Source organism: Curtobacterium sp. BRD11 (assembly GCF_031844345.1).
GTDB lineage: Bacteria > Actinomycetota > Actinomycetes > Actinomycetales > Microbacteriaceae > Curtobacterium.
Genome location: NZ_JAUZUZ010000002.1, coordinates 584,710 through 596,885 on the forward strand (window position 1 = coordinate 584,710; position 12,176 = coordinate 596,885).

The following is a 12,176-nucleotide window of genomic DNA, read 5'->3' on the forward strand; positions in this document are numbered from 1 at the left end:
GCACACAGGGAATCGCGCCGAGCGCGACAACGGAAGGAACCCACTCATGCGCAAGTCCATGAAGACCTCGATCACCCTCGCCACCACCGGCGCCCTCGTCCTCGGTGGTGCCGCGTTCGGCATCAGCACGGCGAACGCCGCGACCCCGAACGTGCAGACGGTCTCGTCCTCGTCCGAGGCCTCGAAGATCCCGGCCCCGGTCGCATCGGTCCCCGAGGTCAAGGGTGGCAACACCGCCGTCGCACTCGACAAGGGCTTCACCGACGCCCTCACCTCCCTCGGGCTGACCCCGGGCGTCTCCGGCGACGCGAAGCTCGAGGACGGCTCCGTGTCGTTCCCGATCACCGCCGGCTCGGTCACCTACTGGAGCCCGGACGGCAACTACCGCCCCTACGTGCAGGGCCTGCTGGACCACAACGGTTCCGGTCTGACCCTCAAGGCCGGCGACACCACGGTCACGCTCGAGAACTTCGTCGTGAACCCGGGCTCGTCGAAGCTCTACGGTGACGTCCTCGTCAACGGCGAGGTCGCCGCTTCGAACGCCTACCTGTTCTCGCTGCACGGTGGCACGCTCAAGCCGCTGCAGCTCGAGGGTGACAACGCCATCCTGACCGGCACCACCGTCCACGTCTCCGACGACGCCGCGAAGCTGCTCAACAGCACCTTCAAGACCGACGCCGTCAAGGGCGGGCTGCTCGTCGGCACCGCGACCATCACCGCGCAGATCAAGTAACACCCCGCGGCACACCCGCCGCACCCGCACCACCACGAGAAGGCGCCGCTCCCCACCACGGGAGCGGCGCCTTCTGCACGTCCGGGCCGGCAGCGCAGGCGGGTGCGGTCGATCGGGTCGGCCTGGAGGCACGGCCCAGCGCCGCGACACCGGCCGCGGTCCGGCACGGCGGACGAGGACACGGTGCGCGCCTCGTGCAGCCCAGGTCACGCCCGACGCCACCACCGACGCGGCCGTGCCGCCTGCTCCGCAGCCGCACGGTCGGCGGCCGCCCGCTCGTCCGCGGCGCGGCGGGCGTCCCGCCGCTCGCGCCACCGCTCCACCTCGACGTCGACGTCGCGCATCGGCGTGACGACCGGCGGTCCGCCGAGCAGCTGCCGTCGGGCCTCCTTGACGCGGGCGTTGAAGTCGACGAGGACCGCGCGGACGTCGTCCTCGGTCGTGAGCGCGTCGAGGTGGTCGTCGAGCTCGGCGTCCTCGGTCCGCAGCGCCAGCGCCGGCGGGGCGATGCCGCGGATGTCCTCACGCTCGATCTTCGCCTTGATCCACCAGTCGGGGTCGTGCCGTCCGTCGTTCCCCGGCAGCGGTTTGCCGTGGTACGGGTTCCCCTCGAAGACCCCGCGGCGCTCGGCCTCCTCGATGCGGGCACGAGCGTGCCGTTCGACGTCCTGCAGCCGGAGCAGGCGTCGTTCCTCGCGGACCTCGTCCGGGTCGAGGGAGCCGCGTTCGATCTCGCTGTCCACGAGCTGCTGGTACCGGTACCGGGCGGCTCGCCGCAGCCGGTCCATCCGTGCATCGACGTCGTTCATCGCCCGTCCATCATGCGCCGCACCGCCGACGGTGTGCTCAGCGGCCGTCCGGGTCCGGCCGGTCGCCGTCGAGCCGTTCGGCGCACACCTCGGAGCGGTCGCGGCCGTCGGGGGCCACGGTGAGGGCATGGGATCCCTGCCGCTCTGGATGCTCGTCGTGATCTTCGTGGCCGGTGCCGCGGTGATCTGGGTCGCAGGCATCCAGCTCTCGAAGACCACCGACGTCCTCGACGACCGACTGCACCTCGGGAGCGCGCTCGGCGGGCTCATAGTCCTGGCCGTCGCGACGAACCTGCCCGAGATCGCCATCACGGTCAGCGCGGGCCTGTCCGGCAACATCGAGGTCGCTGCCGGCAACATCCTCGGTGGCATCGCCCTGCAGACCGTCGTGATCGCGATCCTCGACGCCTTCGGCCGACGGGGCAAGGGGGTGCGGCCGCTCACCCACCGTGCTGCGTCGCTGACCCTCGTGCTCGAGGCGGTCGTCGTCGTCGCGGTGCTCGCCGTCGTCGTGGCCGGCAGTCAGCTCCCGCCCGACCTCGTGGTCGCACGACTCACACCGGACGTGGTGCTCATCGCAGCCATCTGGGTCGTCGGGCTCCTGCTCGTGCAGCGCGCCGGCAAGGGGTTGCCGTGGCACCAGGACGGCCGGGCGCCCGACGCGTCACCGCACGCGTCGGGACACCGGACACGGAAGCAGGACCCACCGCGGATGAGCACACGGAAGGCGGCGGTCGTCTTCACGGTGTCGGCCCTCGCGACGCTGGTCGCCGGTGTCGTCCTCGAACGTGCGGGTGATGCGGCGTCGGAGCAGATCGGGTTGTCCGGGGTGCTCTTCGGCGCCACGGTGCTGGCCCTCGCCACGAGCCTGCCGGAGATCTCCACCGGCATCCAGGCCGTCCGGCAAGGCGACGACAACCTCGCGATGTCGGACATCTTCGGCGGCAACGCGTTCCTGCCGGTGCTGTTCCTGGTCGCCACGGTGCTGTCCGGCAAGGCGGTGCTGCCGCAGGCGAACGCGAGTGACGTGTACCTGACGGCCCTCGCCGCGCTGCTGACGCTGGTCTACGCGGTCGGCCTGGTGTTCCGGCCGGGGCGGCGGATCATCGGCATGGGCGTCGACTCGTTCGTCGTGGTCGTGCTCTACCTGGTCGGGGTCGCCGGCCTCGTGGCGATCACCCTGGGCTGAGCAGCGTACGACCGTCGCGGTCGGGCGGGCACCACCGACCCGCCCGACCGGGTCCGCGCCCGGTTCACGACTCGGCGGCGACCTCCTCGATCGTCAGCGCCGCCTGGATGAGCGCGAGGTGGGACAGCCCCTGCGGGATGTTGCCCATGAACGCCCCGTCCTCGGCGCTGAGCATCTCGCTGAACAGGCCGACGTCGTTCGCCTGCGCCACCATGTCGTCCATCAGGGAACGGGCATCGTCCACCCGACCGGTGCACGCCATGGCGGCCGCGAGCCAGAACGAGCACGCGACGAAGGGCGACTCCTCCTGGTCCATGCCGGAGTACCGGTAGACCAGGGGGCCGTGCTGCAGCTGTTCCTCGATCGCGCGGATGGTCGACGCCATGCGCGGGCCGCGGTCGAACGACGACATCGCGTGCAGCAGGATCGAGGTGTCGATCGCGTCGGACCCCGGGTACATCACGTAGTACCCGCGCTCCTCGTCCCACCCGTGTTCGGCGACCCACTGCTCGATGAGCTCGCGGTTCTCGATCCACTTCTCGCGCGGTCCGTCGATCATGCCGGCGTCGTGGAGCTCCACCGCAGCGTCGAGCGCCTGCCAGCACCCGACCTTGCTCGACACGTAGTGCTGCGCCTCCTGGAGCTCCCACATACCGGAGTCCTGCTCGGGCCATCGGTGGCAGGCGTCGTCCGCGAGCCGCTCGAGCACGCTCGCGGTCTGGCGGTCGAGCACGTTGCCCGCCTTGACGTACTGACGGAGGATCTCGAAGACGTCACCCCAGACACCGAGCTGCAGCTGGTCGCCCGCACGGTTGCCGATCGTCACCGGACCGATGCCGTTCCACCCGGGGACGTCGCGCTCCTCGACGCCGTCGGTCTTCTCGCCGTTCAGGTCGTAGAAGATCGGCATGGTCTCGTCGTGCTCGGCGATGGTCCGCATCACCCAGGACACCGCCGCGTGCGTCTCCTCGCGGAGCCCGAAGCGGGTGAGGGCGTGCACGGTGTACGACAGGTCGCGGACCCAGGCGAACCGGTAGTCCCAGTTCTTGCCGCCCGTGCGGTCCTCGGGCAGGCTCGTCGTCGGCGCCGCCGCGATCGCACCCGTGGGCGAGTAGATGAGCAGCTTCAGCGCGAGCGCACTGCGCTGCACGGCGTCGGCCCACGGGCCGTCGTACGAGAAGGTCTCCGACCAGGTCGACCAGTTCTCGATCGTCCGGTCGACCGCGTCGAGCGTGCGCTCCGGCTCGGGCATGAAGATCGGCTCGTTCTCGGTACCGACGATCGTCAGGATCGACTTCGACCCCTCGTTCGTGGTGAAGCGTCCGGAGAACCGAGGCCCGTCGTCGTGCACGGGCTCGAAGCCGTGCTGCACGATGCCGATGGTCACGCCGTCGATGCCGATCACCGTGCCGTTGGCCGTGTCGATGCGTCGCGGCTCCGCCGTGTTCAGCAGGGTGCCGGGGACGACCGCCCACTCCATCTCGACGGTGCCGGAGACACCCTGTACGCAGCGGCCGATCTCGGCCCACGGCAGCCGACCGGCGACGCCGGTGACCATCGCGTCCGTGACCGTGCAGGACCCGCTGTCGGTCGTCCACGTCGTGACGAGCACGTTCGTGCCCGGCAGGTACTCGCGCTCGACGCTGGCGTCGCCGGTGGGACGGAGTGCGATGTGCCCCCCGTGCTCGGCGTCGAGGATGCTCGCGAAGACCGGTGGGGAGTCCATCGAGGGGATCGGCAGCCAGTCGATCCGGCCGTCGCGTGCGACGAGCGCGACCGTGCGGCCGTCACCGATGGCTCCGTAGGAGCGGAGCGGCACGTAGCCGTCGGTGCGCTCCTCGTTGTCGTTCGCGTCGGGGGTGTCGCGGGTCCGTTCGGTCATACCACCAGCCTGCCCGGCCCGGCGGGGCGACCATCAGCCGGGCGTACCCCGCTGTGGACGGTCGTGGTGTGCCTCCCGACCGTGCAGGAACGGCCGAGAGAACCGCGACACGCCCGGGTGAGTTGTGCGGCCCGGGCGTGTCGCACTACTGTCGGTCCTCCTGCCCGTCGGGCAGGACCGCCCGCCCCGGGCACCCACGGAGGGACCGCGATGCACGCCCAGCAGCACAGCAGCCGCCTCGAGCGCCAGCTCGATGCGCTCGTCGTGCTGCCCGCGGTGCAGTACGCGAACCCGTCCCTCCGCGAACCCGCGTAGGCACGCGCCGTCCCCGACGTCCCGTGCCCACCCGGCCCGGGGCGTCCCTCCCGTCGTTCCTCCACAGGTGCACTGCACCGAGCCGGAGGCGCAGGATCCGTCCGCCCCGGACCGTCACCACGACGGCCACCCGGCCGTCACCACGACGGCCGCCCGGCCGTCACCACGACGGCCGCCCGGCCGTCACCACGACGGCCGCCCGGCCGTCGATGACCGTCACGACGAAGGACGAACACCGTGGAGAAGATCAACGACCGATTGCTCAGCTGGGCCTCGATGCTCGAGGAGAACACCGAGCAGCAGGCCCGCACGACGGCCCGGATGCCGTTCGTGTTCCCGCACCTCGCGCTGATGCCCGACGCGCACCTCGGTCTCGGTGCCACCGTCGGCTCCGTGATCCCGACCCTCGGCGCCGTCATGCCGGCGGCCGTCGGCGTCGACATCGGCTGCGGCATGATCGCGGTGCGCACGCAGTTCGCTGCCGCGGACCTGCCCGCCGACCTGCAGCCCCTCCGCGAGCAGATCGAGCGGGCGGTCCCGCTGTCCGCCGGGGCGTCGAACCGGAAGGTCGTCGCCACCGCCGAGCCGCGGATCGCGGAGCTCGAGGCGATGGCCGAGGCCGCCGGCTTCGACCCGGCCGGAGCACACGGCGGCTGGCGGAACCAGCTCGGCACGCTCGGCTCGGGCAACCACTTCATCGAGGTCTCGCTCGACGAGCAGGACCGGGTCTGGCTCTTCCTGCACTCCGGGTCGCGCGGCGTCGGCAACAAGATCGCCCAGCGGCACGTCGCCGTCGCCAAGCGGATGATGCAGCGCTGGTGGATCGAGCTGCCGGACCCGGACCTGGCCTACCTCGTCGAGGGCACCCCGGAGTTCGACCGCTACATCGCCGAGCTCCGGTGGGCGCAGCACTTCGCGCTCCTCAACCGCGAGGAGATGATGGACCGGGTCGTCCGGCAGCTGTCCGAGGTGCTCGGTCAGCCGGTGGAGGAGCAGGAGCGGATCAACTGCCACCACAACTTCACCCAGCGTGAGACGCACTGGGGCAAGAGCGTGTGGGTGTCCCGGAAGGGTGCCATCCAGGCGAAGGCGGGGCAGCCCGGCCTCATCCCGGGATCGATGGGGACCGCTTCCTACGTCGTCGAGGGGCTCGGTGACAAGCCGTCGCTCGAGTCCTCGCCGCACGGCGCCGGTCGGCTGTTCTCGCGGTCCGCTGCCCGGCGGACCTTCACCCACGAGCAGCTGCGCGAGGCGATGGCGGGGATCGAGTACCGCGACACGGACGCGTTCCTCGACGAGATCCCCGCGGCCTACAAGCCCATCGACCAGGTCATGGCGGATGCCGTCGACCTGGTGACGGTCCGGCACACGCTGCGGCAGGTCGTCAACGTCAAGGGCGACTGACACCGGACGGGAGGCGCGTGGCCGTCCGCCACGTGCCTCCCGTCCGGCGCTCGTCCCGACACGCGGTGCGCCCCGCTGCGGACAGCGGTCCGTGCGTCGGGCACGCTCGAAGGGATGAGCGACCAGGCGGAACGAGCAGCACGCGAGACCGGACGACAGGCGAAGCGTGTCGCCGACAGCAGGTGGTTCGAGCTGACGGCGCGGGCCGGGTACGTCGGCAGCGGTGTGGTGCACCTGCTGATCGGGTACCTCGTCGTGCTCCTCGGGTTCGGGAACGCGTCCGGGGGCAGCGAGACGGACCAGTCCGGAGCGCTGCGGCAGCTCGCCGAGGTCCCCGGAGGCGTGGCCCTGCTCTGGGTCGTCGCCGTCGGCACCGCGGCGCTGGCCCTGCGGCTCCTGCTCGAGGCGGTCGTCGGCGGTCGGTCCGACAGCGCCCGCGGGTGGGCGGCACGGGCGAAGGACCTCGGCAAGGCGGTCGTCTACGGCGTCGTCTCGTACTCGGCCGGGTCGTTCGCGCTCGGGGCCGGCACGAGCTCCAGCGGGTCGACCCGGAGCGCGGCGGCAGAGGCCCTCGCGACGCCCGGCGGGGTGTTCCTGCTGATCGCCGTCGGTGCGGTGGCGATCGCGATCGGTGCGGCCCTGGTCGTGCAGGGGTGCCGTCGCTCCTTCTGGAAGCAGCTCGTCCGGCCGCGGCAGCCCCTCGACCGTGCCGTGACCGTGCTCGGGACCGTCGGGTACGTCGGCAAGGGGATCGCCGTCGCGGTCGTCGGGGTGCTGATCGTCGTCGCCGGCGTCCGGAGCGACCCGGACCAGGCGACGGGGCTCGACGGGGCGTTCGACGCGCTGCGCGACCTCCCCGCCGGATCGGTGGTGCTCGTCGCGGTCGGCATCGGGTTCCTGGCGTACGGCGTCTACAGCTTCTTCCGCGCCCGGTTCGCGCGCCTCTGACCCGAGCCCGCGTCGGTCGGTGCGGTTCGCGCGAGACGCCGGCGTCGGTCCGTGTGGACCGCTGTGAGACGCCGGCGTCGGTACCGGACGCACCCGAGTCGTCGAGGCGCCGCCGGATCCGACGGCGTCTCGCCGGGATGAAGGCGTCTCCGTCCGACGCCGGTGTCTCGGGCGGTCTCCGGTCCGCGCGGTCCGACCGAGTCCGCCGAATCTCGCTGGCAGGTCGTGCACGCCGGCCCCGGTAGACGGGACGCATGCACACCGACGCCGTGACCGGGCCCGTGACCGTCTTCTGCGACGAGCAGGCGGTCCTCGCCGAGAGCATCGTCTGGGACCCGACCGCCGAGCGGCTCCGCTGGACCGACATCACCCTGGGCCTGCTCACCACCGCCCGCGCGGACGGCACGGTGGAGTCGAGCGTCGCACTGCCGCCGCCCCTGGCGAGCTTCCAGCCACGCGCCGCCGGCGGGTTCGTCGCGGCCCTGGGCGACACGGTCGTGCTCACCGACGAGCGCGGCGTCGTCGAGCGCGAGCTGGTGCGGGTGCAGCACGCGACCGCCGAGATGCGGTTCAACGAGGGCAAGTGCGACCCCTTCGGTCGGTTCCTCGTCGGCAGCATGGACCTCTCCGACCAGGACCCGGCCGGAGCGCTGTACTCGGTCGAGCCCGACGGTACGACGCGCGTGCTCCGCGGGGGCTTCGGCGTGACCAACGGCATCGAGTGGTCGGCGGACGGCAGCGTGATGTACGTCACGGACACGAGCACCTCGACGATCTACCGCGGCTCGTACGGCCCCGACGGCGTGCTCGGCGAACTCGAGCCCTTCGTCAGCGGCGCCGCACACGACGGGCTGGTCCGCGACGACGAGGGCTGCTTCTGGACGGCGGTCTACGGCGCCGGCCGGGTGGAGCGCTGGGACGCCGAGGGCCGACACCTCGAGACCGTCGAGGTGCCCGCGCCGAACGTGACCTCCGTGGCCTTCGGCGGACCGGACGCGTCGATGCTCTTCGTCGCCACGGCGCGCGAGAACAGCACCGAGGAACAGCTCGAGCAGTACCCGCACTCCGGGGCGGTGTTCGCGGTCCCCACCCGGGTGCACGGCGCGCCCGCTTCCGCGTTCGGCGGCTGAACGGCGGGTACCGTGGGAGGTCGCCGATCCCAGGAGGCCCCGTGACCGAACAGGACGACCAGGACGACCGGACGCCGCCGCCCGCACCCGACCCGGCCGGTGCGCTCGCGCGTGCCGAGGACGCCGACGTGCAGGTCGAGGTCGACCGGATCGCCGTCGACGGCACCTACGTCCGGGTGAGCTCGATCGGGCAGCCGGGTGACCGTGCGTTCGTCCTCGTCGCCGGTCTGGGCATCGCCGCCACCTACTACGAGCGGCTCGCGCCGCACCTCAACGAGAACGGCCCGGTGCACGCCCTCGACCTGCCCGGCTTCGCCGGGGTCCCGCGCTTCCGTGGCGCCGTGTCGATCGAGCGCTACGCCGACGCGGTCGAGCAGGTCATCCGCGAGCTGCGGCTCGAGGACCCGGTGCTCGTCGGGCACTCGATGGGCACCCAGGTCGTCACCGAGGTCGCCGCGCGCAACCCGCACATCCGCGACCTCGTGCTCATCAGTCCGGTCGTCGACAGCCGAGCCCGGAGCATCCCGATCTCGGCGCTCCGCTTCCTGCGGTCGGCGCTGCACGAGCCCGCGGCCGTCCGCTGGCACGGGGTCACCGCCTACGCGCTCTGCGGCTGGCACTGGTTCCGGAAGGTGCTGCCGGAGATGATCGCGTTCCCGATCGAGGACCGCGCCGCCGAGGTGCGGGCGCGCACCCTGATCGTCCGCGGTGAGCACGACGCGATGGTGCCCCGTGACTGGGTGCGGTCCCTCGCCCGGGTGTTCCCGCACGCGGTCCTGCGCGAGGTGGTCGGCGGCGCCCACTCCGTCATGCACGCGCAGGCGGACGCGGTGGCCCGCCTCGCGGTGGCCCTCGTCGACGGGCGGATCACCGACCGTGGCGTCGGCTCGCTGCAGCGGGTGCGCGACGACACGACCTCGTCCGACCTGGCCCGGCTGGGCCCGAAGGACGCCTGGCTGGTCGTGAAGTCGCGCTTCATCGAGCTCTTCGGCATGGCGAAGGGCGACGACGAGCAGCTGGAGCGGGCGAAGTCCGCGCACGCGGTCGCGATGGCCGACGGCGACGGCATCCCCGTGGACCCGGACGACCGCCGCGAGGTGGTCGACGACGTCGCACCCGAGGTGCGCGACCGGTCCTGACCCGGGCACCGCGCACACGGCGACGGCCTGGAGGCGCAACCCGACCCCGTCAGGTCGGGCCGCGCCTCCAGGCCGTCGGCGTCAGGATCCGCGGGTCACGGCGTGATGCGGCCCGGCAGCATGTCCCGGGTGAGCCCGTTGGCGTCGGCGAGCACCCCGCGGGCCTCGTCCGTCTTGTCGGAGACGTTCCAGAGCAGGACCCCGCGGACCGTGTCGTCGTCGTCCAGGTAGTAGACGACGCCGGTGGTGAGCGGCTCCTGCCAGTCCTCGACGATCTGCAGCTCGGTGGACACCTGGCCGACGGCCTCGTACCCCGTGTCGAAGACGTTCGAGTAGAACATCGGCGTGTGGTCGTACGTCTCGTCCGCGTCCGCGAGGTTCCGGCCTGCCTGCCGGCCCTGCTGCTTGGCGTTGTCGACGTGCTCGACCCGGCGCGTGCCCAGGATGCGGTCCGGGTACTCGGCGACGTCGCCGGCGGCGAACACCGACTCGTCGTCCGTCACCAGCGTCGACGACACCACGATGCCGTCGCGCACGGTCAGACCCGCGTCGGCGGCGAGCTGCGTCTGCGGCTCGATGCCGAGTCCGGCCACGACCGCGTCGGCCTCGAGGACCGACCCGTCGTCGAGCGTGAGGCTGACGCCGCCCTCCGACTCCGTGCCCTGGTCGACCCGTCGTCCGGTGCGGAGCTCGACGCCGTGGTCGACGAAGCGCTGCTGGAAGGCCCGGGCGAGGTCGTCGGGGAACATGTGCCCGCCGAGGACCTCGTCGGGCGTCACCAGGGTCACCCGGGCGCCGTTCTGCACGATGCCCGCGGCGATCTCGGTGCCGATGTAGCTGCCGCCGACGACGGCGACGTGCGCTCCGGCGTCCGCGAGGGCGCGGAGTCGGCGGTAGTCGTCCGCGCTGCGGAAGTCGAGGACCCGCGACGAGGGCGACAGGCCGGGCAGGCTGCGCGGTTTCCCACCGGTCGCGAGCAGCAGGCGCTCGTAGCCGTGGGTCTGGCCGTCGTCCGTCGTGACGGTCCCCGCCGCACGGTCGATCGCCGTCACGACGGTCCCGAGCACGAACGTCGCCCCGGTCTCCTCGGTGTGCAGGTCGACCTTCTCGTCCCAGCTGAAGTCCGGGTCGGTCCAGAGCTTCTTCGACAGGGCCGGACGGGCGTACGGACGGTCGGTCTCCTCGCTGACGATGCCGATCGAGCCGTCGGCGTCGATCTCGCGGATCCCGCGTGCGGCAGCGTCGGCGACCATCCCGCCTCCGACGATCAGGTAGCGGAAGTCGCTCATGGTCCTCCTAGATGGTGGCGACCGAGCCGGAGTCGACCCGGTAGTTCGACCCGTTGACGAAGCTCGCCAGGTCGGAGCAGAGGAAGGCGACGACGTTCGCGACCTCCTCGGGCTCCCCGCGGCGGCCGAGCTCCATGTACGGACGCTGCTCGTCGAGGAAGCTGGAGATCGCCTCGTCGAACGAGGTCCCCTGCTCCTTCGCGCGCTTGTCCATCATGGCGTCGGTCATCGGGGTGTGGATGAAGGCCGGGCTCACGGTGTTCACGAGCAGGCCCTCGGACGCGTAGGACCGCGACAGGCCCTTCGCGAACGACAGGACGCCGGCCTTCGCGGCACAGTAGGGGAGCTCGTCGTCGTAGGGCTGCGAGGCGTCCTCGGACACGAGGTAGACGATGCGACCCCAGCCGCCCTTGCGCAGGTCGCCGATGAACTCCCGCGTGATCCGCACCGGGCCCATCAGGTCGACGTCGATGGTGTCGAGCCAGCCCTGCTCGTCGATCTCGTGGAACATGCCCTGCGCACCGGTGATGCCCGAGGACTGCACCAGGATGTCGATCTCGCCGACGGCGTCGCGCACCTTGCCGTGCAGCGCGGCGAGGGACTCGGCCTCCGTCACGTCCGCGGCGAAGGCGAAGAGCTTGCCGTGCGGCGCCTCGAGCTGGTCGGCGCTCGTGTCGAGTCGTCCCTGGTCGAGGTCGGTGACGACCACGGTCGCACCCTCCGCCAGGAGGATGCGAGCCGTGTTCCAGCCGATGCCGGAGTCGCCACCGAAGACGAGCGCGACCTTGCCGGTGATGCCGAGGTCCACGTCGCGTCCCCTACTCGTGCTCGGAGGCCTCGGCGACGGCCGGGGTCGTGGCGGCGGCGAGCGGCGTGCGCGGCTCGCGGTTCTCGGCCGAGACCATCCAGGCGAGCTGCTCGAGGCGCTCGATGAAGCCGTGGAGCAGGTCCGCGGTCGTCGGGTCCTCGTCGTCGACCTCGTCGTGCACGTCGCGCATGGTGCCGGTGGCCTGGTAGAGCCGGAGCGTGATCGCGTCGATGGCGTCGTGCGTGTCGATCTCCCCGTCCGGGAAGGCGTCGAGGTGCGTCCCCGCGGCGACCGTGGCCGAGCGGCCGTCCGGGATCGCGTAGAGGGCGCGCATGCGCTCCGCGGTGTCGTCGGCGAACTCACGCGCGGCGTCGACGATCTCGTCGAGCTGCAGGTGCAGGTCGCGGAAGTTGTGTCCGAGGATGTTCCAGTGGGCCTGCTTGCCCTGCAGGTGCAGGTCGACGAGGTCCACCAGGACGGCCTGGAGGTTGGCGGCGAGCTTGTCCGATGCGTGCATGATCGGCTCCTTT

At 71.8% G+C, this 12,176-nt stretch carries 11 protein-coding genes; 6 read left to right on the forward strand and 5 right to left on the reverse strand.

Features of this window, described 5'->3' with window-relative positions:
- Nucleotides 1-46 precede the first annotated feature (46 nt).
- Nucleotides 47-733, forward strand: coding sequence for a hypothetical protein (locus tag Q9R28_RS07465; protein ID WP_066651700.1), 687 nt, complete (start codon nucleotides 47-49; stop codon nucleotides 731-733).
- A gap of 206 nt (nucleotides 734-939) precedes the next feature.
- Here Q9R28_RS07465 and Q9R28_RS07470 read toward each other — a convergent pair whose 3' ends face one another.
- Nucleotides 940-1,542, reverse strand: coding sequence for a DUF1992 domain-containing protein (locus Q9R28_RS07470; RefSeq protein ID WP_209684288.1), 603 nt, complete (start codon nucleotides 1,540-1,542; stop codon nucleotides 940-942).
- A gap of 127 nt (nucleotides 1,543-1,669) precedes the next feature.
- Here Q9R28_RS07470 and Q9R28_RS07475 point away from each other — a divergent pair, with 127 nt between their 5' ends.
- The gene (locus Q9R28_RS07475) at nucleotides 1,670-2,731 is read left to right on the forward strand and encodes a sodium:calcium antiporter (protein WP_209684493.1); all 1,062 of its coding nucleotides are present in this window, start codon (nucleotides 1,670-1,672) and stop codon (nucleotides 2,729-2,731) included.
- Nucleotides 2,732-2,795: 64 nt separating this feature from the next.
- Here the strand turns inward: Q9R28_RS07475 and Q9R28_RS07480 are convergent, their stop codons facing one another.
- The gene (locus Q9R28_RS07480; protein ID WP_066651704.1) at nucleotides 2,796-4,613 is read right to left on the reverse strand and encodes a glycoside hydrolase family 15 protein; all 1,818 of its coding nucleotides are present in this window, start codon (nucleotides 4,611-4,613) and stop codon (nucleotides 2,796-2,798) included.
- Nucleotides 4,614-5,165: 552 nt separating this feature from the next.
- On the opposite strand from Q9R28_RS07480, the gene Q9R28_RS07485 reads away from it, so the two are divergent.
- The 4 genes from Q9R28_RS07485 to Q9R28_RS07500 all read left to right on the forward strand — a co-directional run bounded on the left by Q9R28_RS07485 (nucleotide 5,166) and on the right by Q9R28_RS07500 (nucleotide 9,549).
- Entirely contained in the window at nucleotides 5,166-6,332 is a 1,167-nt protein-coding gene (locus Q9R28_RS07485) for an RtcB family protein (protein ID WP_311205792.1), read from the forward strand.
- 114 nt (nucleotides 6,333-6,446) lie between these two features.
- A complete protein-coding gene (locus Q9R28_RS07490) occupies nucleotides 6,447-7,280 on the forward strand; it encodes a DUF1206 domain-containing protein (RefSeq protein ID WP_311205793.1) in 834 nt (277 codons plus the stop codon).
- Between the two features lie 254 nt (nucleotides 7,281-7,534).
- Entirely contained in the window at nucleotides 7,535-8,410 is an 876-nt protein-coding gene (locus Q9R28_RS07495) for an SMP-30/gluconolactonase/LRE family protein (protein ID WP_311205794.1), read from the forward strand.
- A 41-nt stretch (nucleotides 8,411-8,451) separates the two neighbouring features.
- Entirely contained in the window at nucleotides 8,452-9,549 is a 1,098-nt protein-coding gene (locus Q9R28_RS07500; RefSeq protein WP_311205795.1) for an alpha/beta fold hydrolase, read from the forward strand.
- Between the two features lie 95 nt (nucleotides 9,550-9,644).
- On the opposite strand, the gene Q9R28_RS07505 is transcribed toward Q9R28_RS07500, so the two are convergent.
- The 3 genes from Q9R28_RS07505 to Q9R28_RS07515 are packed head-to-tail and all read right to left on the reverse strand — an operon-like array spanning nucleotide 9,645 to nucleotide 12,163.
- Complete coding sequence (locus Q9R28_RS07505) at nucleotides 9,645-10,838, reverse strand: NAD(P)/FAD-dependent oxidoreductase (protein ID WP_311205796.1); 1,194 nt, start codon at nucleotides 10,836-10,838, stop codon at nucleotides 9,645-9,647.
- A gap of 7 nt (nucleotides 10,839-10,845) precedes the next feature.
- Nucleotides 10,846-11,646, reverse strand: a complete 801-nt coding sequence (locus tag Q9R28_RS07510; RefSeq protein ID WP_066651718.1) for an SDR family NAD(P)-dependent oxidoreductase — start codon at nucleotides 11,644-11,646, stop codon at nucleotides 10,846-10,848.
- A 10-nt stretch (nucleotides 11,647-11,656) separates the two neighbouring features.
- Nucleotides 11,657-12,163 carry a Dps family protein gene (locus Q9R28_RS07515; RefSeq protein WP_126891959.1) on the reverse strand — a complete coding sequence of 169 codons (507 nt, stop codon included), beginning with the start codon at nucleotides 12,161-12,163 and terminating at the stop codon, nucleotides 11,657-11,659.
- Between the last annotated feature and the right edge of the window lie 13 nt (nucleotides 12,164-12,176).

Excerpts from the sequence above, each read along its gene's own strand:
- Q9R28_RS07470 (WP_209684288.1), bottom strand. The coding sequence starts at position 1,542 with ATGAACGACGTCGATGCACGGATGGACCGGCTGCGGCGAGCCGCCCGG.
- Q9R28_RS07515 (WP_126891959.1), bottom strand. The coding sequence starts at position 12,163 with ATGCACGCATCGGACAAGCTCGCCGCCAACCTCCAGGCCGTCCTGGTG.
- Q9R28_RS07465 (WP_066651700.1), top strand. The coding sequence starts at position 47 with ATGCGCAAGTCCATGAAGACCTCGATCACCCTCGCCACCACCGGCGCC.
- Q9R28_RS07505 (WP_311205796.1), bottom strand. The coding sequence starts at position 10,838 with ATGAGCGACTTCCGCTACCTGATCGTCGGAGGCGGGATGGTCGCCGAC.
- Q9R28_RS07490 (WP_311205793.1), top strand. The coding sequence starts at position 6,447 with ATGAGCGACCAGGCGGAACGAGCAGCACGCGAGACCGGACGACAGGCG.
- Q9R28_RS07495 (WP_311205794.1), top strand. The coding sequence starts at position 7,535 with ATGCACACCGACGCCGTGACCGGGCCCGTGACCGTCTTCTGCGACGAG.
- Q9R28_RS07475 (WP_209684493.1), top strand. The coding sequence starts at position 1,670 with ATGGGATCCCTGCCGCTCTGGATGCTCGTCGTGATCTTCGTGGCCGGT.
- Q9R28_RS07480 (WP_066651704.1), bottom strand. The coding sequence starts at position 4,613 with ATGACCGAACGGACCCGCGACACCCCCGACGCGAACGACAACGAGGAG.